The organism is Microbacterium sp. oral taxon 186 str. F0373 (assembly GCF_000411455.1).
GTDB lineage: Bacteria > Actinomycetota > Actinomycetes > Actinomycetales > Microbacteriaceae > Microbacterium.
Genome location: NZ_KE150458.1, coordinates 183,211 through 205,640, shown reverse-complemented (window position 1 = coordinate 205,640; position 22,430 = coordinate 183,211). Strand labels below are relative to the sequence as shown.

The 22,430-nt window shown below is 65.5% G+C and carries 34 protein-coding genes; 5 read left to right on the top strand and 29 right to left on the bottom strand.

All coding sequences use genetic code 11. The annotated features are described in order from the left end of the window. Positions 1-161 precede the first annotated feature (161 nt). The 17 genes from HMPREF1529_RS10990 to HMPREF1529_RS10920 all read right to left on the bottom strand — a co-directional run bounded on the left by HMPREF1529_RS10990 (position 162) and on the right by HMPREF1529_RS10920 (position 9,524). Complete coding sequence (locus HMPREF1529_RS10990) at positions 162-947, bottom strand: DNA-methyltransferase (RefSeq protein WP_198013061.1); 786 nt, start codon at positions 945-947, stop codon at positions 162-164. A 434-nt stretch (positions 948-1,381) separates the two neighbouring features. Then, positions 1,382-2,574 (bottom strand): IS3 family transposase gene (locus tag HMPREF1529_RS10980; RefSeq protein WP_157533859.1). Its coding sequence is split into 2 segments (ribosomal slippage): positions 1,382-2,287 and positions 2,290-2,574, totalling 1,191 coding nucleotides; the frame shifts between segments, so codons are not numbered across the junction. A gap of 247 nt (positions 2,575-2,821) precedes the next feature. Continuing rightward, positions 2,822-3,097, bottom strand: coding sequence for a hypothetical protein (locus tag HMPREF1529_RS10970; protein WP_036283361.1), 276 nt, complete (start codon positions 3,095-3,097; stop codon positions 2,822-2,824). A gap of 11 nt (positions 3,098-3,108) precedes the next feature. Further along, complete coding sequence (locus HMPREF1529_RS10965) at positions 3,109-3,384, bottom strand: hypothetical protein (protein WP_036283358.1); 276 nt, start codon at positions 3,382-3,384, stop codon at positions 3,109-3,111. A gap of 179 nt (positions 3,385-3,563) precedes the next feature. After that, entirely contained in the window at positions 3,564-3,860 is a 297-nt protein-coding gene (locus tag HMPREF1529_RS16325) for a helicase associated domain-containing protein (protein WP_016464878.1), read from the bottom strand. Positions 3,861-4,098: 238 nt separating this feature from the next. Further along, entirely contained in the window at positions 4,099-4,269 is a 171-nt protein-coding gene (locus HMPREF1529_RS15950; protein ID WP_016464877.1) for a hypothetical protein, read from the bottom strand. A 14-nt stretch (positions 4,270-4,283) separates the two neighbouring features. After that, positions 4,284-4,448, bottom strand: a complete 165-nt coding sequence (locus HMPREF1529_RS15945; RefSeq protein ID WP_016464876.1) for a hypothetical protein — start codon at positions 4,446-4,448, stop codon at positions 4,284-4,286. Continuing rightward, entirely contained in the window at positions 4,448-4,975 is a 528-nt protein-coding gene (locus HMPREF1529_RS16155) for a hypothetical protein (RefSeq protein ID WP_036283356.1), read from the bottom strand. The genes HMPREF1529_RS15945 and HMPREF1529_RS16155 overlap by 1 nt, the downstream gene beginning before the upstream one ends. Positions 4,976-4,984: 9 nt before the next feature. Further along, positions 4,985-5,254, bottom strand: a complete 270-nt coding sequence (locus HMPREF1529_RS10950) for a hypothetical protein (protein WP_016464874.1) — start codon at positions 5,252-5,254, stop codon at positions 4,985-4,987. A gap of 9 nt (positions 5,255-5,263) precedes the next feature. Continuing rightward, positions 5,264-5,716 (bottom strand): hypothetical protein, encoded by a 453-nt coding sequence (locus HMPREF1529_RS16150; RefSeq protein ID WP_016464873.1) that lies wholly within the window; start codon positions 5,714-5,716, stop codon positions 5,264-5,266. Continuing rightward, a complete protein-coding gene (locus HMPREF1529_RS15400; protein ID WP_016464872.1) occupies positions 5,713-6,327 on the bottom strand; it encodes a hypothetical protein in 615 nt (204 codons plus the stop codon). Before HMPREF1529_RS15400 ends, HMPREF1529_RS16150 begins: the two co-directional genes overlap by 4 nt. Next, positions 6,328-6,696 (bottom strand): hypothetical protein, encoded by a 369-nt coding sequence (locus tag HMPREF1529_RS10935; RefSeq protein ID WP_016464871.1) that lies wholly within the window; start codon positions 6,694-6,696, stop codon positions 6,328-6,330. It lies immediately after the preceding gene. A gap of 39 nt (positions 6,697-6,735) precedes the next feature. Further along, positions 6,736-6,870, bottom strand: coding sequence for a hypothetical protein (locus HMPREF1529_RS16415; protein WP_269634117.1), 135 nt, complete (start codon positions 6,868-6,870; stop codon positions 6,736-6,738). Between the two features lie 28 nt (positions 6,871-6,898). Beyond that, complete coding sequence (locus HMPREF1529_RS15935; protein WP_016464869.1) at positions 6,899-7,270, bottom strand: hypothetical protein; 372 nt, start codon at positions 7,268-7,270, stop codon at positions 6,899-6,901. Continuing rightward, a complete protein-coding gene (locus HMPREF1529_RS10930; protein ID WP_016464868.1) occupies positions 7,267-7,764 on the bottom strand; it encodes a hypothetical protein in 498 nt (165 codons plus the stop codon). The genes HMPREF1529_RS15935 and HMPREF1529_RS10930 overlap by 4 nt, the downstream gene beginning before the upstream one ends. A gap of 171 nt (positions 7,765-7,935) precedes the next feature. Continuing rightward, positions 7,936-8,226, bottom strand: coding sequence for a hypothetical protein (locus tag HMPREF1529_RS10925; protein ID WP_016464867.1), 291 nt, complete (start codon positions 8,224-8,226; stop codon positions 7,936-7,938). A 50-nt stretch (positions 8,227-8,276) separates the two neighbouring features. After that, positions 8,277-9,524, bottom strand: a complete 1,248-nt coding sequence (locus HMPREF1529_RS10920; protein ID WP_016464866.1) for an IS256 family transposase — start codon at positions 9,522-9,524, stop codon at positions 8,277-8,279. Positions 9,525-9,735: 211 nt separating this feature from the next. Between HMPREF1529_RS10920 and HMPREF1529_RS10915 the strand changes: the two genes are divergently transcribed. The 5 genes from HMPREF1529_RS10915 to HMPREF1529_RS15390 all read left to right on the top strand — a co-directional run bounded on the left by HMPREF1529_RS10915 (position 9,736) and on the right by HMPREF1529_RS15390 (position 15,952). After that, positions 9,736-11,358, top strand: coding sequence for an AAA family ATPase (locus tag HMPREF1529_RS10915; RefSeq protein WP_036283661.1), 1,623 nt, complete (start codon positions 9,736-9,738; stop codon positions 11,356-11,358). Further along, a complete protein-coding gene (locus HMPREF1529_RS10910; RefSeq protein ID WP_016464864.1) occupies positions 11,355-11,780 on the top strand; it encodes a hypothetical protein in 426 nt (141 codons plus the stop codon). Before HMPREF1529_RS10915 ends, HMPREF1529_RS10910 begins: the two co-directional genes overlap by 4 nt. 1 nt (position 11,781) lies before the next feature. Then, positions 11,782-13,536, top strand: a complete 1,755-nt coding sequence (locus HMPREF1529_RS10905; RefSeq protein ID WP_016464863.1) for an ATP-binding protein — start codon at positions 11,782-11,784, stop codon at positions 13,534-13,536. A gap of 368 nt (positions 13,537-13,904) precedes the next feature. Next, positions 13,905-14,783 (top strand): hypothetical protein, encoded by an 879-nt coding sequence (locus tag HMPREF1529_RS15395; protein WP_157831591.1) that lies wholly within the window; start codon positions 13,905-13,907, stop codon positions 14,781-14,783. Continuing rightward, complete coding sequence (locus HMPREF1529_RS15390) at positions 14,780-15,952, top strand: DUF4031 domain-containing protein (protein ID WP_016464861.1); 1,173 nt, start codon at positions 14,780-14,782, stop codon at positions 15,950-15,952. Before HMPREF1529_RS15395 ends, HMPREF1529_RS15390 begins: the two co-directional genes overlap by 4 nt. On the opposite strand, the gene HMPREF1529_RS10885 is transcribed toward HMPREF1529_RS15390, so the two are convergent. The 12 genes from HMPREF1529_RS10885 to HMPREF1529_RS10830 form a co-directional block, all read right to left on the bottom strand. Then, positions 15,953-16,723: a hypothetical protein gene (locus tag HMPREF1529_RS10885; RefSeq protein ID WP_051120856.1), complete on the bottom strand. Its 771-nt coding sequence runs from the start codon at positions 16,721-16,723 to the stop codon at positions 15,953-15,955. A 295-nt stretch (positions 16,724-17,018) separates the two neighbouring features. Continuing rightward, on the bottom strand, positions 17,019-17,171 hold the full coding sequence (locus HMPREF1529_RS15930; RefSeq protein WP_016464859.1) for a hypothetical protein: 153 nt from the start codon (positions 17,169-17,171) through the stop codon (positions 17,019-17,021). A gap of 149 nt (positions 17,172-17,320) precedes the next feature. After that, positions 17,321-17,737, bottom strand: a complete 417-nt coding sequence (locus tag HMPREF1529_RS16145) for a DUF6283 family protein (protein WP_016464858.1) — start codon at positions 17,735-17,737, stop codon at positions 17,321-17,323. Then, positions 17,734-18,126: a hypothetical protein gene (locus tag HMPREF1529_RS10870; protein WP_016464857.1), complete on the bottom strand. Its 393-nt coding sequence runs from the start codon at positions 18,124-18,126 to the stop codon at positions 17,734-17,736. The genes HMPREF1529_RS16145 and HMPREF1529_RS10870 overlap by 4 nt, the downstream gene beginning before the upstream one ends. A gap of 130 nt (positions 18,127-18,256) precedes the next feature. Next, complete coding sequence (locus HMPREF1529_RS10865) at positions 18,257-18,736, bottom strand: DUF2690 domain-containing protein (protein ID WP_016464856.1); 480 nt, start codon at positions 18,734-18,736, stop codon at positions 18,257-18,259. A gap of 205 nt (positions 18,737-18,941) precedes the next feature. Then, positions 18,942-19,664, bottom strand: a complete 723-nt coding sequence (locus HMPREF1529_RS10860; protein ID WP_157533916.1) for a hypothetical protein — start codon at positions 19,662-19,664, stop codon at positions 18,942-18,944. A 21-nt stretch (positions 19,665-19,685) separates the two neighbouring features. Beyond that, positions 19,686-19,949, bottom strand: a complete 264-nt coding sequence (locus HMPREF1529_RS10855; protein ID WP_016464854.1) for a hypothetical protein — start codon at positions 19,947-19,949, stop codon at positions 19,686-19,688. Beyond that, entirely contained in the window at positions 19,949-20,326 is a 378-nt protein-coding gene (locus HMPREF1529_RS10850) for a hypothetical protein (RefSeq protein ID WP_016464853.1), read from the bottom strand. The genes HMPREF1529_RS10855 and HMPREF1529_RS10850 overlap by 1 nt, the downstream gene beginning before the upstream one ends. Before the next feature lie 146 nt (positions 20,327-20,472). Beyond that, positions 20,473-20,760 carry a hypothetical protein gene (locus HMPREF1529_RS10845; protein WP_016464852.1) on the bottom strand — a complete coding sequence of 96 codons (288 nt, stop codon included), beginning with the start codon at positions 20,758-20,760 and terminating at the stop codon, positions 20,473-20,475. A gap of 134 nt (positions 20,761-20,894) precedes the next feature. Beyond that, positions 20,895-21,218 (bottom strand): hypothetical protein, encoded by a 324-nt coding sequence (locus HMPREF1529_RS10840; protein WP_036283343.1) that lies wholly within the window; start codon positions 21,216-21,218, stop codon positions 20,895-20,897. A 35-nt stretch (positions 21,219-21,253) separates the two neighbouring features. Continuing rightward, positions 21,254-21,445 (bottom strand): hypothetical protein, encoded by a 192-nt coding sequence (locus HMPREF1529_RS10835; protein WP_016464850.1) that lies wholly within the window; start codon positions 21,443-21,445, stop codon positions 21,254-21,256. A 125-nt stretch (positions 21,446-21,570) separates the two neighbouring features. Next, complete coding sequence (locus HMPREF1529_RS10830) at positions 21,571-22,422, bottom strand: hypothetical protein (protein WP_036283340.1); 852 nt, start codon at positions 22,420-22,422, stop codon at positions 21,571-21,573. Between the last annotated feature and the right edge of the window lie 8 nt (positions 22,423-22,430).

The following is a 22,430-nucleotide window of genomic DNA, read 5'->3' as shown; positions in this document are numbered from 1 at the left end:
GCGAAGCGATACGGGGCGTCATATTGCACACATGCACGGCCTCGACGATGTGCAGCGCGCCGTCCACACACAGGATTCGTCGTCCGCTCCTGGGAGGGTGCACCGTTCAGTGCGACCGGGCGCCGTAGCGAATCCAGGATCGCAAGAGGGTGCAGGTGCGTTCAGATGTCGCGGCTGGCTCGGGCGAGCTCCTCGGCGCGTTTGACGCGGTCGACCATGTCGGGGATCCATTGCGCGTCCTTCTCTACGAGGACCACGCGGCGTCCAGTGAGAATTGCGGCGACTCCGGTTGCGCCAGTGCCGGCGAACGGGTCGACGACAAGGTCACCTCCTCGGCTGGATGACTCGATGAGCTCGCGCAAGAGCGGAACGGGCTTCTCAGACGGATGCCGGACGGCGCGTCCTGTGGGGCGCATGAAGCGGAGGACGGAGCCTTTGCGCATTCGAGTCGGCAGCGTCGAGGCGCCAGTCTTACCGGCGTGGCGGAACTTGGAGACGCAGAAGGAGATCCGTTCGAATTGCGGGCCCCAAGGTGCAGTCACATCGCCGGAGCCGATGACGCCCTTGTCCCAGATGAGTTCGACGATCTCGGAGACTTTCTGCCCCTCGAGGACGTCCGTAGGGCCGAACACATAGAGGTGGCGATGCTGCCCGACGATGCGAACGCAGTGCTCGATGATGTCCGCGATGATCTCCCGGTCGTCCTCAGACGAACCGTCGCCCATGAGGGGCGGGAAACGCTCGGACCGTTGGTTCGACTGCCACTCGACCCCATATGGCGGGTCGGTCAGTACCAGGTCGATCGACTCCTTCGGAACCGTCGCGAGAACATCCCGAGCATCGCCATGCCAGATCGTCGCGAACTCAGACTCGTGGACGAGAACGGGTTTCGGACGAACGGTGCTGATGGGCGCGGCGAGAGTTGGCGCGGCGAGAGTTTCGGTCACCACCACCACATGCACGGCGCGGTCATCTGGGTCGAACCGTGGGCGTAGCGGCGATGGGGGCTCAATATCGCACACCGTGCTCAGCCATGTTCACGTCACCGAGCCCACGATCGATGTGCGCGTCGAGAACGTCCCGCGCCTCTTGATCAAAGCCGACCTCCTGCCGGGCGGATGCGAACGTGTGTCCAGCCTCAGCCAGAAGTCCCAACATGCGGCTGGTTGCCACGGTCGAGTAGGCGATCGGTCGCTTCCTACCGTGGACGTACCATTCGACGTCGCGGCTCACCCAGCGTCGCACCGTCGTTGAAACAGCAGCCATCAACTGACTTCAAGGAGAGGCACGGCGAGAGAAGCAACCAGCGGAAGGATCGCAGCGAGAGCTACGCCAATCACGAGCCACTGGGACTGCTGCACGGATAGGTGACAGGTTGTAGTCACGCCGCCAGTGCGACGGTCGTGTTCATGATGGTCTCGAACTCGATGGGCGTCAAACGGCCCAGGCGGGCCTGCCGTCGTCGGCGGTGGTAGGTGCGCTCGATCCAGGTCACCATCGCGATGCGCAGCTGCTCGCGGGTGGTCCAGGGGCGGCGGTCGAGGACGTTCTTCTGAAGCAGCGCGAAGAACGATTCCATGGCGGCGTTGTCGCCGCTCGACCCGACTCTTCCCATGCTCCCGACCATGCGGTGTCGGCTGAGGGCGCGGAGCATCTTCCGGCTGCGGAATTGAGATCCCCTGTCCGAATGCACGACGCAGCCGGCGACGTCGCCGCGCATCAGGGCGGCGTTCTCGAGCGCCTGGACGACCAGACGGGACTTCATCCTCGAGTCGATCGAGTACCCCACGATCCGGCCGGAGTAGACGTCCTTGATCGCGCAGAGGTAGAGCTTGCCCTCGGCGGTCTTGTGCTCGGTGATATCCGTCAACCAGAGCTGGTTCGGGGCGTCGGCGGTGAACACGTGCCGGGTTCGGCCGTGCTCGTCGATGACGGCGCAGCGGTCGTCGTGGACGGGCGGGCCGGGCCGGCGGGCCTTGCTCCGCTTGGGCTTGCCGAACGCGCTGAACCAGCCGTTGCTGGAGGCGATCCGCCACGCGGTCCGGTCCGCCATCGCCTCCCCGTTGTCGCGGGCCTCGTCGGCGAGGAGCCGATGGCCGAACTCGGGGTCGTCCTGGTGGGCGTCGAACAGCGCGTTCGCGCGATACGCCTCGACCACCTCACTTGGGGTGATGGGGTTCGTCAGCCACCGGTAGTAGGGCTGGCGGGAGAGCTTGAGCACCCGACACGTCACCGTCACAGGGATCCCTGCGTCGGCGAGCTCGCTCACGAGCGGGTAGAGCCTTTTCCCGGCAGGTTCGCCTGCGACAGATACGCCGCCGCGCGGCGGAGGACCTCGTTCTCCTGCTCGAGCAGACGGTTCCGCTTCTTCAGCTCACGGATCTCCGCCGCCTCGGTCCGGGACTGGCCGGGCTTCGCACCTGCGTCGATGTCGGCGCGACGCATCCACTTCTGCAGCGTCATCGGGTGAACACCGAAGTCTTTCGCGATCTGCTCGATCGTCACTCCGGGCTCACGGTTACTCGCGACGCGCACGACGTCGTCACGGAACTCGGACGGGTAGGGCTTGGGCACAGCAACATCCTTCCAGGCCCACCCCCGCGGGCAAGCCAGATCAGATGTCACCTATTCGTGCAGCAGTCCCCTGCCCTCAAGGGCAGCCGTGCGAGCAGCGATCAGCGTAGGGGCCAACGCGTTCATTGATGCGAACAGTGCGGCCAGGACTCCCATCGTGAGCAGCCCTAGGAGAAGCCGCGGCACATGCGAAGGGCGATCCGTTGAAGTCTGGATCGTTGCAGTCACGGGTTCCACCCCTGCGGCATCAGAGAGCAATCAGCGGGTCGACCGTAGGTGTGGCCGTGATGCCGGGCGCGTTCGACGGCCGGTAGCGATGCTGGACTGTCAGATCGCTCTCACCACTGATCGCCTCGATCTCCGACCAAGTGACGCCGTGCGCGAGAGCTTCCGAGAGGAGGGCGCGGACGTTGTCCTCTGCGGAGTCGAGCTCCTCTCGCGCAGTGGCGGTCTGAGCAAACGCTCTAGCGAGCCGCTCGATGGTTGCCTTGGACTGTTCCGAAGCGTCGGTCATGTCAGCCACATGCACGGCGGTCAACTGATCGCAAGCGCGAACACGAACAGCCCCCCGTACGCTGTGCATCCGGCAAGGGCGAGGCTGAAGACTCCCATGAATGCGCGGCGAAGTGGCGCAGGCCGAACGAAAGTCACGGCACCATCAGCGAGAGCGGCGAACACGGCGATTCCCACGACAACGATGGCGAGGACTTCACGGAACGCGAGCACGATATGAACCCGGTCGATTTCACCTACGCCGGGAAAGAGCCGATCGACGAGTGGTTCGGGGTTGGCAAGCGTGATGAGCGTCATGAACGCTATCGAGGTCGCCACCGCGAAACCGCGGAGCGCGGCAGCCCATCGGAGGCCCCGGAATACCGCCTGTGGATGGTCCTCCCCTCGGCGTGCTGCTCGTTGTCGACGATAGGTGGATAGGCCGCCGGCGATAGCCAGCAAGATGATCAGCGCTGCCGCTGAGGTCGCAGCGGGGGTCACTCCGGGCCTCCGCTCAACCAGCCCGGGAGCTTCTCGCGGATGAGCACTTCCCGCTCCGGGCTCCAGGCCATGTTTCCTCGCCCTCTCGATGCGCCCTTCACGCGGGAGAGCCACCTGGCAAGGGCGCTCCCGTCCACGGACGAGAAGGTCGGCATGTGACCGTGCTCCGCGAGGTAGGCGACAACCTGATCCAGGTGGTCACGGAATGTCGCGTCGTCGGCGACCTGACCGGGGGCGACGTCGTTCCACCCCGGGATGAGCTTGTCGAGAATCTCGACTCGTGCAGCGCCCACCTGTGGTCCTTTGCCGGACTTGCCGCGGTGGGTAGTGCGCACGCTGCTCAGCCACCGGCCAAGGATCCGCTCAGGCGTCGACTTGGCTCGGCTGGATGGTAGCCGTCCGTGGGTCGTTCGGAACGAGGCAATCTCTTCAACACGGTGCAGGAAGTTCTGGTCGGCACGCTTGGTAGTCGCGCCCTGGGCGTGAGTGCTCATGACTCACACATGCACGGTCCGGCGGATGCCGAAGGTTTCAGCTGGCGTTCAGCAGTTCCGCATCTGCCGCGAGTTGCGTCCCGTCGGAGGCGAACAGGTCTGAGATCTTCGTCGCAGCGAACTCTGGCTCGTCGGTGAGAATATCGCTGATCTTCGAGATGAACTGGTGGGCTCGAGTAGCGATCTCGGTGGCAGTGCGGACGTCCATGAATCTCCTCCAGATCAGAGCGCGTGCACGACGGCGGCGAAGGCGGCGGCCGCCAGAAGGACAATCCCGAAGAAGGCGACCATCCACCACATCGGACGACCGCGGCGCAGCGCCATCACGGCGCCGATTGCGACGAGGGCGAATCCCAGGATCGTGAGGATGGAGAATCCCGGCTGCATCAATGCTGGCCCTTCGATTCAATCGCGTCGATCGTTGCGAGATCAGCGGTGCTGAGACGGCCGCCGTCGAGGAGCCGATCGAGGACGGAGCGTGGCATCTGAACCGTAACCAGCTCAGCGACCTCACCTTCATGGACTGTGAGTCTTCGCAGTTCACGGTGCGCGGCGCGCGCGCGAGCGCTCACACGGAACCAGTCAACGGCCTGGGCAACGCTGATCAAAACGCCGATCAGGCCGCCGTAGACAGTGATGACCTCGAGCAGGGGAAGCTTCGGCGTCGCATCGACTACCGTGATCGCGGCGACCGTGAACAGTACGGCGAACCATCCCGCCTTCGCCGTCTGCAGGCAGGCTATCTGCGTAGCCGCTCTCGCACGCGCCGATCCTTCCCGGGGCGGCGTGGTCTCGAGCCGCCGACCGATGACGATGACGAGCACGTGCACGGCTATGAACACGGCGAAGTAGACAGAGGCGAGAAAGAAGGTGACTTCGCCGCTATCGAAGATGCTCATGCCGTGCACATGCACGGCGCTTGATCAGTCCGAGCGCACGGAAATCAGCTGCCACCCCTCGGGGGTCGCCGTGCGCAACGCACCGAAGTCGCGCGCCTCGATCTCACGCGTGGCTGTGGAGCGCGCAATCCCATGCGCGGAGACGTCACCGCCGCCGCGCGACTGGGTAGCGACGGCACTGATGAGCTCATACCCAGCGGGCACGGCAGCCTGAATGTGTGCGCGCGCCTGCGCGGCCGACTCCCCGAACTGGTCGATGGTGATCTGTTCGAGGGATCGGATGGTGCCACGCATGCGTCGAGGCTACAGCCCGAGCCGTTCCACGATTTCCGCTGCCTGTTCCTCGACGGGGTGGCCCCGCGTGTTGTCGAGGATGCGGCGGACGCGCTCGTAAGGGTCGATCGGTGCCGTTATCGGGGAGTCGCGGTCGATGACCCCGCACCCGTGGTCGCACGTCCACTCCCCCGGTTCCTCATGGAAGGTGCGGTCCTCGCGCTCACAGTCGTCGCGCACGAACGGGCTGTAGTCGGTGCCGGCGGTGAGAGTGCCCGGCTCAAGCTCGGTGCGCCCGGCGTCGCGGATGACGGTCCGCATCTGCTCGATGTCCTGAGGCTTCGCGCCGAGGACCACGACGGGATGCCCAGGATGGATGTCGAACGCGGTCAGCGCGGCGTGGACGGCGTGAGCGGCGGCTTTCCCACGACTCATCTTTGCGCTCGTGTTCAGGTAGATCCGGATCTTCGGCTCGCTGGTCATGCGCCCCGTGCCTCCCGGTAGCGGCGCGCACCGAACGCGATGGCGTGGCAGGCGATCTGGTAGTTGTGGCAGAACTCCTCTGAGTCCCAATCGTCTGAGTCTCGGAACCGGATCGGCGTGCCGGAGATGACCTCGTGCGTGGTGATGGTGGGGACCCACGTGAACTCGTTGACGATCTTTCGATAGTCTCGCTCGTCTCCGGAGCAGTCCGCCCAGAGCATCCGGAGATGCTCGACGGCGCTCGCGCGGTCGCGTTCTACCATCCCCCACCCAGTGATGTCTTCGACGGCCAGGCGAAGTAGGCGGTCCTCGCTGAACGCCCGCGCTGCGGTGCGCTGCGAGGCGGGGAGCTTCTCCCACCAGTAGGCCAGGTTCACACCAGCGTCGCTTCGGGAGCCGAAGAACTCGAACATGTCGTCTCGATCGGAGAACGTCCACCCGTCGCCAATGTCGCCAGAGATCGCGAGATGGTGGGGCCAGGTGGTGAGAGTGAACGACCAGAGTGCAGTATCCGGCCTGCCGAAGCGGATATGCCGGTAGAGACCATCCTCGTGGAGGACTGTCATCTCATGCTCCCGGGTCTCGGTGGCGAGCAGTGCAGCGGCGTTCACTTATTCGTCCTCCACGTTCGGTGTGACCAGCGAAGCGAACACCCGATCGACGACGGTGTCTCCAAGGGTCGTGAACTGACGGCCCCGTAAATGAACCACCCAGCTTCCAGGGCTCGCGAACGCGAGGTCACCGTGGTCAACCACCACCAGACTGTTCTCGGACAACGCGGCGGCTCCGCCGTTGCCTTCAACCCAGTCGATGATGTCAGCCGCCGTAGATGCGGTCCCATCCCACCGCGCGGCACGGTAGACGCTGCCGCACGTGATGCCGAGACTCGCGGACTCGACGATGGCGGTCAGGTGTATCGGCAGCATGACCCCTGGACGATCAGAGGGGGCCGGTGCGGCCTCGCCGATCATGCGCTGCACCGCCCCCGCACCTCCGGCGGGTGACGCCGCTGAGGCTCCTCAGGCACCAGCGGCCATCCAGTTGGATACGGCCTGGGCGATCATTCCGAAACCAAGCAAGGTGATCGGGGTCCAGAAAATGGTGCGCACGATGGTGCGCCGGCGGAGGTACTGAGGCGAGTGCGAGGTGCTCATGGAACTCACATGCACGGCCTCGGATGGATCATGATGCAGTGACGTGTCGTCCGGCGATGCGGGTGAGCACGCGGCAAGCGTGCACGGCCTCTTCGGTCGTGTACGCATCGTTCAGCACGGCGGTCCCGACGTTCCCTCGCCATGCGAGCGCGGCGTCCGTGAGGATCCTGCCTCGCTTCGCACCGTGCAAGGCACGGAAATCCGCCAACAGCCTGCTTGTGGGGTTGTGCGGCGTTGGGATGTACGCGCGCCGAGGCCAGACAACAACGGATGAACACTCGTCGGCATTGGAAAGGAGATCCCAGCCGCCGCGACGCCCATCCGACAGCCGCACGAACGGCTCTGGGTCGCTGCTGAAGACCATCTGGTCGCGGGAGTTGAATAGCCGATTCCGGCTCATGTCGTCGGCCTCGTCGAGAGCGCTTCCGCGCCGGAGTGATCCGGAACAGCGCGACTCACCTCGCCGAATGGCGCGTTGATGATCTGCTCGGCGCGACTGCTGTAGGCCGGCCAGTCGGGGTCGTCCGGTTCGAGCGGTGGGAATCCGGGCCTGGCGGATCGCCAGAGTACCTGGATCAGTCCGTCGCGGTCTTTCGGACGCACATCCGACCACCAACCGGGATCGTGCCGAGCGCGTTCGTCGGTGTAGTGCAGGATCGGTTCGAAGTCGTGACCGTCACCCGGGTGGTCGAGGTGGCACCACCACGCGCCGGTCGGCGAGTCGACCCACTCCCCGGGACGGCCGCACGAGCGGCACTCGGTGAAGCGTGTGACCCGCGAGATGCCCAGCAGGTCGCCGGCGTCCGGAGGTGGCGGCGCGAGCTCCGACTCTTCGCAGCGAACGTCTCCGCCCACGCCCCAGTCGACGAGCCAGCCCGTGTCATCTGCATGCAACGAACTCCGCCTCAGCACAGTTCCGATCGTCCGACGAGGGACGACACCGTGGTGTTCACGAAGATGCCTATCCGGATGAGTCGCGGTGACCTTCGCGCCCTCGCGAAGCCAGCTCATTTCGTCCCCTTGACCGGTGCGATGCCGGTTCGATGCCCTGATGCCGACGCAGCGTTAGCCATGCTCGAGCTCGTCTCGGAGGCGCTCGACAATGCGCTTCGCATCGAACAGCAGCATGCCTGCGTTCGCAGAACGCAGTTCCTTGACCGCCTGGATGATCTTCCCGGTCGCGATCAGTTCCACGATTGCTGGCGGCACGACGGCACCCTCGGTGCGCGCGTTGTGCTCGAGCGCGATCTGATGGATAGAACGGGCCCGCCATCCCGCGATGAACTCTCGCTTACGGAGTGCGCGGCGCGCATGGTAACGCGCCGGCCCATCACGGTACGCGCGCCAGGCGGTCAAGCCCCGGGACGTGGTGTAGCGGTCGGTGATCCTTCTGCTGTTGATTTCGGTTAGGCGCTGAGTTCGAGGACGGTGTCGGTGGTCGCCTCCGTTCCGGTGTCGGGGACGAGGGTGAGGCGGGACTTGGCGAGGATGTCGAGGCCGAGGTAGCGGCGTCCTTCGGCCCATTCGTCGGTCTGTTCGGCGAGGACCGCGCCGACGAGGCGGATGATCGCGTCACGGTTGGGGAAGATCCCGACGGAGTCGGTGCGGCGGCGGATCTCGCGGTTCAATCGCTCGTTCGGGTTGTTGGACCAGATCTGCTGCCAGAGCCCTTCGGGGAACCCGGTGAACGCGAGGATGTCCGCCCGGGCGGTATCGAGGTGGTCGTGCGCGTCAGGGAGCTTGCCGTCGACGTAGTCCAGGAGCCGGTCGAACTGCGCGTTCACTGCGTCAGCGTCGGGCTGGTCGTAAACGGAGTGCAGCATCGCCTTCACCGCCGGCCACATGCTCTTCGGCGTCACCGACATCAGGTTCGCCGCGTAATGGGTTCTGCATCGCTGCCAGACCGCGCCGGGCAGGTTCGCGGCGATCGCTTCGACGAGACCTGCGTGAGCGTCGGAGGTGACGAGGCGGACCCCGCCGAGTCCACGAGCGACGAGGTCGGCGAAGAAGCTGTTCCATGCCGCTCCGGTCTCCGACGTTGCGACCCGCAGCCCGAGGACTTCGCGGCGCCCGTCGGCGTTCACGCCGGTCGCGACCAGCACGACCGCATTGATCACGCGGCCACCCTCACGGACCTTCATCGTCAGCGCATCGGCGGCGACGAACGTGAACGGGCCGGCGTCGCCGAGGGGCCGGTGCCGGAACTGGTCGACGTGCTCGTCGAGGTCGGCCGCCATCCGGGAGACCTGCGACTTCGACAGCGAGTGGATCCCGAGGGTCTTCACCAGCTTGTCCATCCGACGCGTCGAGACGCCCGCGAGGTAGCAGTCCGCGACGACCGTGATCAGCGCGGTCTCGGCCCGTTTGCGGCGTTCCAGCAGCCATTCCGGGAAGTACGTCCCTTGCCGCAGTTTCGGGATCTGAACGTCGATGGTGCCGACCCGGGTGTCCAGGTCGCGGTGCCGGTAGCCGTTGCGCTGGGCGACGCGGTCCGGGGAGGGCTTACCCCACTCCGCGCCGACGACGGCATCCGCGTCGGCGGACAGCAGCGCGTTGATCGTGGACTGCAGCAGGCTGCGCATCAGATCCGGCGACGCGTCGGTCAGGGCTTCAGCGAGCACGCTCGCAGGGTCGACAATATGAAGTGCGGTCATCGTGATGATGCCTTTCGAGTGGAGGTAAGAGACTTCTCGAAGGATCACACGGTGACCGCGCTTACGTCGGGAACGACGAGCCGGCCACCGCGGGCTACACCACCTTAAGGGGCACTACTCGCCAGGCGCGTTCTGCAGGGTCAATGTGATCGGACATGACCACCACATGCACAGCGCAGCGGGCCCGCATCACACCGTGCATGTGGTGGTCATGAAAGCCGCACTGACTGTTCCCGCCCGCGTCATCGCAGCCACCAAGAGCGACCTGCTCGCGACACACCGTGAGCGTGCAACCTCCTGGCGCGCCGACAAGGTCGATCTGTCCACGGATGAACTCTCGGGCCAAGCTGGCGACACGATCCTCGCCGACCTCGCTGAAGCCGCAGCGGCCACCGGCGACGGGGCGACGCGCCACGTAGTTGAGTCCGTTGCAGCCTCGCGCCTCGGGAACTTCGGGAAGATTCCAGCGTTCAGAGCGGCTCCCTCCGTCCTGGTGGAGTACCTGCGCTGTGGCTTCATCGACGGTTGGGTCTATCGACGCGAGCAGGACGGGCACCTGCACCCGTACTTGGTCGTCGATGTCGAGGTGGAGGAGCCTTCAAACTCGAACAGCCAGCAGCAGCTGAGGATTCGACTGCGCGCGGACAACCCTGCAGCGACCAGCCAGCGTGGGAACGATGCACGTGCGGATGCCCACGTGTACTTTTCCCCCTCTGACGTGGCGAAGAAGACCCCGGCGGAGGCGCTCCTGTCCAAAGGTCTCTACAAGGAGACCGAGGAGTTGAAAGCTGATCATCTGGCCGCCGTCGACGCGTTCCAGCCGGTCCTCACCAAGCAGTTCGCGGAGCAGTTCCGTTTCACTGGGTCGCCCCTCCGCGACGAGGAATCGTGGCGGGTACCGGAAGCGCGCCAGAATCGGAAAGTCATCAACGACACCCACCCGAGCGAGGTGCCCGCGCCGCGCGGCACATCCCCTACCGTCCTCCTCCCCGATGACGGCGTCGCCCCCGTGCCTGTGCTGACGCGGCTTCGCGTGTTCGACCTCGGATCCCACGACTACATGACCGTGAATGCCCGAGACCTCACCGCGTACGAGTACGATCCGGACCTCCGCGAGCGAATCATCCTCCCCGCCGATCAGCGGGAGCTCCTCGATATCCTGACCACAGACATCGACTCCTTCACGGGCGACATCATCGAGGGGAAGTCAAGCGGCAACACGATCCTCGCCAAGGGGAAGCCCGGTCTCGGAAAGACGCTGACTGCTGAGGTCTACTCGGAGGTGATCAAGCGCCCGCTGTACTCCATCCACTCCGGCTCGCTCGGCATCACCGCGCCCGACGTGCGCGCCAACCTGGAGAAGGTCTTCAAGCGGTCCAAGCGCTGGAATGCGGTCCTCCTCCTGGACGAGGCCGATGTCTTCGTCCTCACTCGTGGGGACGACCTGGAACAGAACGCGATCGTCGCGGAGTTCCTCCGCACTCTCGAATACTTCGACGGCCTACTCTTCATGACCACCAACCGGGCCGATGACATCGACGATGCGATCCTGTCCCGCTGCGCCGCGATCATCGACTACCGGATGCCGGACCGACAAGGTGCCCGCCAGGTCTGGTTGACGCTCGCGAAGATCCACGACACGCCCCTTCCCAAGTCGCTCGTCGATGAGCTGACTGACGGGTTCGAGGACATCTCGCCTCGCGACATGAAAATGCTCCTGCGTCTCGCTATGCGAGTTGCGGCCAGCCGTGGCGTACCGCTCAGCATCGAACTGTTCGCCCAGTGCGCCATGTTCCGGGGGCTCCACTACCGGTCGGTGGGAGCACAGCCGTGACCTTGATCTCCGGTTTCCTCGCCAATCACGGTGGCCTGGCGTCCGTCGCGATCATCGCTGCCCTGCTCCTGCTTGCCGGAGTCGCGGGGATCGCGGTGGGCCGGCGCGCCGGCGGATTCATCCTCGTCGCACTCGGCGCGTACATGATCGCAGGCGTCAGTCCTGCCAGCTGGGCGGCACCCTCCGATGCCTCTTGTGTCCTTGCGCCACCTCAGCTCCCCGAGACAATCCAAGCCTCCCCGTGGGTCTCTCAGTGCAGCTTGAACTCTGCCCCCACCCCGCATTCCGCCGGTCATCGCGCGACTACGAGTGAATTGGCCGACGTCGCCGGTACTGTGACGCTCCAGTACGAGCAGGTAGCCACCCAGGCGACGGCGAACCCGCTCGAGCGACGAGCTGTGATGAACGAGGAGGAGGAGTGACGTGGCCGCACCACGATTGACCTTGGGAGGCGGGTTCACCGTCCCCATCGACTTCGTCACGCAGACAGCCGCTATCGTCGGCACTCGCGGACGGGGCAAGACGTCCACCGCGAAGGTCATCTTCGAAGAGATCGTCAGCGCCGGCCAGCAAGCAGTGGTCATGGACACCGTCGGCGCATGGTGGGGTGTGCGAACCAGCCTGGACGGGAAGGAGCCCGGGCTGCCCGTCGTCGTCTTCGGTGGGATGCACGCCGACGTTCCCCTGGAAGATTCCGCCGGTGCGCTCATCGCCCAGGTCCTCATCCGCACTCGAGTGCCGGCGGTGATCGACCTGTCCGGGTTCCGAAAGGCCGGGCAGCGGCGCTTCGCCACCGCGTTCATCGAGGAGCTGTACCACTCGAACCGCGAGCCGATGCATGTTGTCTTCGACGAGGCCGACGAGTTCGCGCCACAGACCCCGTTCCCGGAGGGGCGCCAGCTGCTCGGAGCGATGGAAGACTTCGTCCGCCGCGGCCGCATCCGCGGACTGGGCTGCACGCTTGTGTCCCAGCGTCCCGCCGTCATCCACAAGGACGTGCTCACGCAGGTCGAGACACTAATCACGATGGGTCTGACCGGGCCCCGCGATGTCGCTGCGATCAACGAGTGGGTGAGCCTGCATGCCACCGAGGATCAGGCGAAGGCCGTCAAAAGCTCGCTCGCTTCGCTGCCCACCGGCACCGGGTGGGTGTGGTCTCCCGGCTGGCTCGGCGTCCTCGAGAAGGTCGCATTCCGCCGAGTCACGACCTTCGACTCATCCGCGACGCCGAAGGTCGGGCAGCGCCTTGCTACCCCGACCGCGCGCGCCGAGATCGACCTCGACGCGCTCGGCGCGGAAATCGCCGCGACAGTCGAGCGCGCGAAGTACGACGACCCGAAAGCGCTCCGCCGTCGCATCGCCGACCTCGAACCACAGCTCGCGAAGAAGCCGGCGCCCGTCGCGGCATCCGAGGTGAAGGAAATCCGCGTCGAGGTTCCGACACTCGGTGAAGAGACGCTCGAAGCGCTCGATGAGCGGGCAGACCAGCTAGAGCAGGTGGCGGGCGCACTCAATACTCAGATCGAGCAGCTGTTGCTGAGCATCACCGAGATCCGCGCCGCCGTCGCGGAAGTTCGCGAAGCTCACTCCCCCGCCCCGAGGGCCCGGCATGCGGTTGCCATGCCTCCGACGTCTCCTGCAGTGCCCCCGCACCGTGCTGCGCTCACCATCGCGTCGTCGGCCGACGGCGACGACAAGCTGTCGAAGGCTCAGAAGGCGATCGCGACGGCACTTGCCACACACGGCACCCTGTCGCTCCGGCAGATCGGGCTGCACTCCGGGTACGCGCACAAGTCCGGCAGCTTCGCGAACAACATGTCGAGCCTGCGCACCCGCGGCTACATCGAAGGCACCGGGCAGGCCATCTCGATCACCGATGCCGGTTTGAAGGCTCTGGACGCCAACGGCGGGTACGACCCGCTTCCGACTGGGCGGGCTCTCGTCGACTGGTGGATGGCGCGCCTCCCGAAAGCGCAGGCGGCGATGCTCGGCGCTCTCCTCGAGGCGTACCCGGACGGGCTCACCGCGGAACGGCTCGGAGAGGCGACCGGCTATGCCTCCGGGTCCGGATCGTTCGCGAACAACCGGTCGAAGCTGAACGTCGCGGAGCTCATCCATGGCGACCGCAACGCCCTCTTCGCGAACGACACGCTCGGCGAGGCTTACCTCGCGGGCTAGACCCTGGCGTTGCATGAGTGGCCCAAGCATCGCACCCTGATTCTCGATCCACACCCTGTCTCCAGCGGCGGCTGCCGTGCATGTGAGACTCATGGAAACGACCACCCAAGCTGCGGTCCGTGCTCTCGCTATCGGCGACCGATTCGAGCATCCCTTCCAGCGTGATGTCTCGTGGAGTCCGGGTCCTGGAGAGACCCCCGATGCCGCCCCGGCTCAGCTCTGTCAAGTCACCGGTGTCGAAGCGGGTCTCGTGCTGTACAGGCACGTGGTCGACGGGTCCCTCTGGGGATCTTGGTCCGCACCGGCTCAGTGTCTCGACCATGCGGTGAGGGTTCCGCGCGCGTGACGCGCTGTTCTACGCCGTGCATGTGAGCACCATGAAGCTCCGAGCAAATCTCACCAGACTGGGCCACGACGAGCGCGGCGAAGTCGAACCACTCCTTCTCCTCAGCGGTATGGCGGTGGGCATCGTTCTCGCCGGCATCCTCATTCTCCAGATTCCTGCGTGGATCAAGAGTGCCAAGACGGATGCACCTGACCCGACCGCGACCGCGACGGCCACGCCCGCTGGACCTGGCGTAGCGGCCGCACCCCTCGATCTCACTGTGGTGTGGCTGACGCTCACCGTCGTTGCCGGTATCGCTGTCCTCATTCTGATCGGGTCGAAGGTTGTCCCCGCCATCGCCGCCGCGCGGCGCCGTTCGGCGTATGCAGCCGAAGCCCGAAGTCGCCAACTCGACGCATGGCAGCTGTTCGTGGACCGTCACAATGAGCTGCTCCGCAAGATCGTCCACGCCGAAACCGACTGGGACACTCTGTTCTTCACCCCCGCGATCAACGACCCTTCCGTGCCGGAGACGCTTCGCATGCTGCAAGCGATGCGCATCGCAAGCAACCTGCGCGACACCGCCGGCATCCTCCCCGCGGATCTGCCCATCGAAGCCGACGTCACCACCCTTCCCTACCCGCAGGCGGTCGAAGCTTTCGACCTCGCGTGGGACGTGGCGGAGAGAAACGCCCGTCGCATCGGGCAGGCGGCAACCCCGCCGCGCGAGCGGAAGATGATCTCCGAGATCCGCACGCTTCTGAACATCGCCGAGAACGCGGCCGCGTCCGCCACAGAGCGGGCGCTCGCCTACCGGAAGGCCCAGCTGCTCATCGGAGAGCTCACGACCATTCACGTGCCGAAGACCGCGCTCGCCCAGCTCGAGGCTCGGGTCGCTCCCGCACTGGAGATGATGCGGTGACAGTCTTCGTGGACAACGCTTTCATCGCCGCCGACGTGCCGAATGGCGCGCGCGTGGTCTCCGGTCGGTGGTGCCACATGACCGCGGATTCACGTGCCGAACTCGACGCGATGGCGGACCGGATCGGCCTGCGCCGCGACTGGATCCAGCACCCTGGGACATCGCGGGAGCACTACGACGTCACGGAGCCGAAGCGCCGCGCAGCCGTAGCAGCCGTAGCAGCCGGCGCAGTGGAGCGCGACTGGCGTGAGATGACTGTCGAACGTCTCAGCCTGCGTCGTGCGGCTCTCTCCACAGCGGACGGGACCACCGTCGTGAACCGCAACAGCGACGAGTACGACGTGTACATCGGGCGCGGATCGGACTGGGGGAACCCGTTCCGCATCGGCGAGCATGGCAGTCGGCAATCAGTCATCGAACAGTTCGAAGCCCACCTCCGCCAGAGGCCAGACCTACTCGCGCGACTGGGTGAGCTCCGTGGCCGCAGGCTCGGATGCTTCTGCGCCCCGCTCCCCTGCCATGGGAATGTACTCGCCCGGTACGCGGAGATGAACGAGACGCAGCTCCAGCTCGCGCTCGAGACGCCGCTGACTACGACCCAGCGTCCAGCGAGGAGGAACCAGCGCGGCGTATCGATGGTCCCCCCGCGATCTTTCGTCGCGATCGACTTCGAAACCGCGAACCCGTCCAGAGCGTCCGTCATTCAGATTGGCGTGACTCGTGTCCTCGACGGCGTGGTTGGCAGGCCGCACACCAGCCCCGTGCGTCCGCCGGATGGTCACCGATCGTGGCATCCGGGCCAGTTCAGAATCCACGGGCTGCCGACGGCGTACATCGTCGGCGCACCGGAATGGCCGGACGTGATGCTCCGACTGGTGCGACTTGCGTCGATGTCGGACGGGACCGTCCTGCCACTCGTCGCCCACAATGCCGCGTTCGAGAAGTCGGTGATCAACAAGATCAGCGAGATCACCGGGGTAACGTCCCCATGGGGCAACGACGATTACTTCTGCACCCTGAAGTACGCCCGGCAGCAGCTTCCCGACCTCCCGAAGCATCGCCTCGACTACCTCGCCGAGTATCTGGATCTTGGTGCGTTCACCCATCATGACGCGGGCGAGGACGCAGCTACGACGGCGCGGCTTCTGCTGCGACTCGCCGCGGTGTAGTCAGGCTGCGCTGCGCATAACCAGCTCGCCCTGCGCGAATGCCGGGAGGTTGAGCTCTTCACGGATCCGCAACACAGTCCTCTCACTGCAGCGCAGCCACTCAGCGACCCGAACATCAGACCAACGCAATGCGTGCAGTTCGCGCACGCACGCACGCCGCTCAGATGGCGTCAGAAGCACTTGCTCCCCACGCACAGCGAGAGTCACTGCAACATGGTCGATCTCAGTCGAATCTGTAGCTGCGGGAGGCTCAGGGTCTGTGTCGATGTCATCCCATGCCATCGGAGGAACCCAGCCTTCGCGGCGCGCCCGATTCATCGAACGTGCTGCGGCGGCACGCTGCGCTGGGGTGTCAGTGGGCGGCAGCGCATCCCAGAGGCGCTCGTAGATGGTCGCGACCATGCTCGCCTTCGCACGCGTCACCGCATCCTGCTGGAACCAGCCGCCCATGTTGTCGGAGGACAGTCCAAGCTCACGCGACAGCCGCTGCTGAGACCATCCGCGGGCGATCAGCGCCTGAAGGCGCCGGACCGTACCTCGAGCGTTCACGCAAGAAGAGCGCTCGTTGGCGCGCTGAAGCGTGACGGCGAGGATCGCCTCCGCGGTGCTCTTCTTGACGCGAGCGATCGGCTCACCGGTCTTTCGCGACACCGTGCGCAGCTGCGTGACGGTAGACGCGGACACTCCAGAGAGCGCCTCGATTCGGCGCCGGCCGACTCCGTGCTCGGCAAGCATGCGAAGGTGCTCGCTGATGGGCGCGGCGTCGACCATGCCGGAGTCGTAGCGACCGTACGCCTTCGCCTTCGAGACGGCGCTATTCTCCGCCGAGCGGCGCGCGGCGCAGTCATCACACCGGCACCGGTGCTGCCGGTAGCACGTGGTGCTCTGGGCATGCCGGTGACTTGAAGGGCACTTGCGGCGCACGTTCCTCGGGATTGGGGCAAGGGTTCCGGCGCGCCAGGCAGCTTGGTAGTGGGCGCCGCACAGGTCCCGATGGGAGATGGGCTTCGTGCAGTCATCCACTGAACAGTTCTCCGCCATGCCTCACACATGCACGGCGCCAGGATCAACCTCGTAGCGCGAGCTCCGCGCAGTACAGGGCGAACTTGGTGGCGTAGTCGGAGTGGCCTATGGCGGGCCGCTCAGCGTTCTTGATCTGCTCCGCTGTCACGGGATCGGCGCCGGTGGATCGACGGATGTCGTTCACCTCCGCGAGCATCCTCTGTCGCTCCGAGACCACCCATTCGAGCTCTCCGGACTCGTCATCGAAGCCATTCCGCGAGCTCCGGAGATCAGCTTCTTCGAGTAAAGCAGTCAGAAGTCGCTGACGGGCCTCGTGGACGTCTATGACGCGTGGGCTGTTGCGGGTCACGTCGTCACCGGGTTGCCGGCGATCTGTCGCGCGCGGACGATCTTGGCGATCGTCTGACTGGCGCGCTCGTCCGGGTTCTGCAAGTCGCGGATGCCGTGATCGGCAGCCTCCGCCCCGGACGAGAACAGTGGCACGTCCGTCGTGTATTCGGCGCATGACGGGTCCACCGCGCCGCTGGCGATACCGACGCGCACAGCGAGAAGGTCAGCGGGGTCACGATGTCCGAGCCATCCGGAGCAGATGTCCCCGGCGCCCTGGTGACAATGGAAGACGTTCAGTGAGGACTGCTCGTGCGTCGGACCGTCGTAGCGCCGGAGCTTGTCGTACTCGTCGGGGTGCCAGATCCCAGAAGGCACGGTCTGACGGTAAGGGCAGCTCGCGCAGGGCACCCTTCTTGGCGTAGCGCCGGTCATAGCGCACCTCGCATCCCGAGTACTCCGACCTGGTGACGAGCGAGCCAGATGCTCTTCGGGGACACCTCGCCGACCGTCCCCTCGGGAACAGACAGGTCACCGTTTGTGATCACCTCACCACACTGACACACCCACGCTCCGGTTCCCCAAGGCCCATCATCCACCGCGTCATCAACCCACTCAGCGGTGGCATGGTACGCGAGGACTACCACCGCCTGTTCGGCGTGCGGCTCGATGTGAGCGACCCACTCCGGAGAGCCGTCACCGAAGAGCAACTCGTCGGCGACTCCGCGGGCGTCCTCGGATGAGATGGGGCGGGAGCCGTCGGAGACTCGCAGGTGCGCTTCCTCAAGGAAAGACACCAGTTCGTCACGGCGCGTGTTCGTCATGCTTCACACATGCACGGTCCGTCCGCGTATCGCGTTCCCGTCGAGTCAGGTCCGCGTCTCCGCTCGCATGGATGCTGGTGAGATGTGCGGTGCCGAGACAGATCCGTGCGGGCACGCCGGGGAACACGTCTCAGCAGAGATAGATCACTCCTGAGTCGGCGGTGAAGGCACTGGCGGACAGTCGCCCCTGGACGTTGATGCACGTCGAGCCGGCGGCGTACAGCTGGTACCCGTAGGCCCAGCCGCCCGGGAAGACGTTGTCGCTGGTGATTGGTACGGAAGCCGGGAGTGAGCCCTGCGCGGGCCGTTGGATGTAGGTCTGGCTCCTGGCATCCGGAGTGTTGATGTTGTAGACGCGCACCCAGTTCGTCCCGCATTTCGAGGAGTAGCGCACTTCCATGTACCCCACGAGAGGTCCGACCCCGTTGGCGTACAGATTCACGGTCTTGATCGGTACGGAGCCGGTGGCACAGTAGTCAGGCCCGGCAGCGGGGTTGGTGTTGTCGAACCCCGTCCCGGACGTCGCGGACGCCGGCAGAGCGCTCGCTCCGACGAATAGCGCGGCGGCGAGTGCACCGAGGGTGAGCCTCTTTCCAAAGCTGATGCGCACGAGCGGTCCCTTCTCCGGTGCGAACGCCGCCAGGATGGATCTGCGTGAGGCTCACATTCGCAAGCGATGCGGGGACTCCCCCGCATCGCTCAAGCTAGTGGCCGTACACCCGAGTGGAATCCGCCAAAGGGATGAACCTGTAGCGCAGGTCGAGAAGCGGGCCTCAGCCCGTCGGTGGGAGCGCACCGGTGGAGGGGGAGGGCGGCTAGTCGTTCCAGGCTCGGCCGCCGTGTCCGGCCGGTTCCCGCGCGAGGGTTTCGTCAAGGCTCAACCCTGCGAGCGGGATGAAGCGGTTCGCGACCAGCTCCTGGATGTCGCGGCTGCTCTCGATCAGCGGGATCGCGCCCGGACGAAGCCTGCTCGCAATTCGGAACCGGTCGAGTGCAGTGGTGGTGCCGTTCTTGCGGAGCACGATTGTCGAGCCGTGGCTGTCGGAAGACTCCACCTCAACGGTGAGCTCCTCGGGCGTGTGCCCGAAGCGGAGCTGCGGAAACGGGACGGGCTCCTCCCTGTCCGCGAGGACACCGACGGTCTGCGAGCTGCGGAACTCAAGGTGTCTGTTTCCTCCGGGCAGGCGGGCGGTTTCCACGATCACGACCCGCTGGTACTTGTCGTTGATTCCAGCCTGCACGTGCGTGACCGTCTCGGCGAAGTATCGCTCACCGTCGTCGGTGACTGAGCGCCACAGAAGCCTCTCACCCTCTTGGAGAGCCCGCGCGTCCTTCACCTCGCCGCCAGTGAACGCGCCCGCGTCGACCTCTACGACACCTGCAGCACCGACAAGTCGATCGGCGTTGACGTAGTTCCCGACGATAGCGTCGGGGCCCATGATGTCGTCCATGAGCTGACAGTCCGGAGCGCTGTTGCGCTTCGCCGTGAACTCGCCCGTGGCTAGCCGGGGGTGGAGGGCCTCATCGAAAATGCTCATGCTCACCATGAGTGCGGCAGTTCAGTCGCCCCACGGTTCTGCGTTTCGCCATTCGACCGCCGGCAGCCCGTCCGAGCCGTCAGGGAGATAGCGGCCGTCCTTGACCTGTCCGGACCAGGGCTCCCAGGCGATCGCGTCGGAACCGCAATGCGGGCACGCATCGCACGGCTGCCCGAGAGGATCATCGACACCAGTCGCATCCTCGGCGCCGAGCTCCCGGAGGCAAGACGTGCAGTACCAGGAGACGGCGATACCGTCGATGGTGATGTGCTCGACGGCAGCCATCACGCAGCGTCTGTGAGCTGATCCTCGTCGAGGATCTTGCGTCGCCAGTTCAGCGCCGAGGCTCGGGAGATGCCGAAACGCTCAGCGATCCGATCCGGAGATGCCTTCTCCTGGACCATTGCGCGCATCTCGGGAACATCCTCATCGCGCACGCGCACGTAGGCGCGACGGCCTTCCTGACGCACACGCTTCGGGTGGATGGTGCGCACGACAAACTTCGCCGCGTCGCCGAGCGAGGCCTTGATCGAAGCGACGATGAACGCGCTCAGAAGCGCACCGACGGAGATGTCACTTGCCTTGGCCTTGCGGTCCAGCACCTGATAAATATCGACCGGCAGCTTCACGCTGACGACGACATAGCTGTTCTTCTCGCTCATTATCGATCCCTTCTGAACACCACATGCACGGCGGGCAACCAAGTCGGGAGAACGCCGGACGCTTGCCGCCTAGCGCTCACGACGGCGACGCGAAGCCGAGACGGATCGGTGAGGTCGGGAGCGAGCGGCTCGTCACTCTGGGTTCCTCAGAGCAGGACGGCGAAGACTCGCTCGCGTCGGGTGAGCACGGCGATCGTGTGAACCAAGCAATCCTCAAGCTCCTGCCCTGCGGAGGTGCGAGCCCGGTGGATCACCCATTGCCCTTCCCAGGGCTTGAGTTCCGCGCTGCCGATCCGCGCGGCAGCTTGTAGCCGTTTGGAGCGTCTGTCGTAGGGCTTGCGTGCTCCGTGATCGATCGCCCACAGGACATCGGCCGGCGCATGGCCGTACCTGCGGACAGAATCGAGGATCGGGTTCGGACGGTTGTGCTGCACATGGCTAAGCTCCGCCCGGGGTGCGTGCCGCCATGCAGCATTAGCGGGCACATCCCGCCATGCGCTGCGTCTGCCGTTTCGGTCCACGTACGGCTGGGGGTCGTCGTAGCGCGGTCGGGTCGAAGCGAACTGCCTCACGGAGTGACGCTTCCGGCGAGCCGGGCGAGCACTGGGCGCGCATGATCGACGTGGTCCTGATGATGGGCGAGGTAGTGGTAAGGGATGTCTGGCCAGATGCTCGATCTGAACCAAGCGGCCAGGTGTCCGCCGTACGCACGAATCACTTCGGCGCGCACGGCGGCGAGGATCGGGTTCGCCGGGTTGTGCTGGTCGTGCTCGAACTCTGGGCGTGGGTCGTAGGCGAGCTCCCCTTCACCGAAGTACAGATCGCCTTCCGCGTATCGAACGCCCCGCGGTGACACGTACGGCTTCGGATCGCGGTTGAGACGCTTAGGCACGTGGCTCGAGAAGATCCTCCGGGGAGCTGCCGTGCTCACGGGTGCGCGATCCCGGCGTCTCGGAGGTGTCGCTCGAGGGCAACCGGGTCGATGTGATCCGGTTCGGCGAACTCCCACGCGACGTTGTAGCCGAGAGAGTTGATGCACCCGGCGCACACCTCGATCTCCCCTTCGACGATCTTCTTGAAGTGGATGGCTGGGTCCGGGGTGGTCAGCGTTGCGCTCATGACCCCCACATGCACGGCGCGAGCATCATTGCGGCTGTGAGCCCCTCATCGAAGCTCAAGGCCGCAGCGGTGACAGCCGTCATACGAGTGAACTCGACCTGCCGGCACGGGAGTGGAGAGTCGCATCATCGGGGTTCCCCCACCATGAAGTGATCGGTGATCGCAAGGAGAGCGGCGGGGCTGACCTTGCCAGCCCACTCGTCGAAATCACCCTGCGCGAAGTAGTTGCGGGTCACGATCGCTCGGAAGCCGTCATCGTTTGCAGGCGCGATCGCATCGAGTCTCCAAGCGATGAAGTCGCCGCCGAGCTTGATCCGGGCGCGATGGTCCCGTGCGACCTTCTCGGGGATGCGGTAGAGCACGAGCTTCTCAAAGCGTCGCGGAGACCGGCGCCGCACCTCCCGGAAGAGAACGGAGTCGTCTTTGACGATCCACGACTCCCACCAGTCGCACGCCTCATGCGGTTCGAACCAGGTTTCGGCCAGCCCGGCCGGGTCGTCCCCGGCACGGAGCCATGCATCGAACCTGGCGTACACCGTGTCGCGAACAGTGGCCGGCCGGTGGGTCCCCCGAATCCACTCGTCGGCCTGAGACGAGTCCGGGAAGAAGTCGACCTCGATGCCGCCCGCGGCCACCGTGAAGGTGGTCTCGAACTCGCGTGTCCAGTCGGTGCCCCATTCCAGGTGCTCTTCACGGAGGGTGACCTCTTCGTCAAGGGCGGCACCAACTCGGGTGCGAACCCGATCGGCGAGGGGTCCCGTGACCGTGTTCGTGATCAGATGACAGCCGTCTTCTGAGTGGCGGTCGACGACGCCCGTCACTCCATCGATAAGGTGCTCGATGCTCGCATCGCTGGGCGCTGCCACCGGTCGCTCCCAGAGCGGCATGCCGTCGTCGCCGACCGCGTCCGAGAACTCGAGCGCCACGGGGCTGCCGGCGTGGGTGCCGAACGCGAACCATCCATCAGGAGGCGTCATGTGCATGC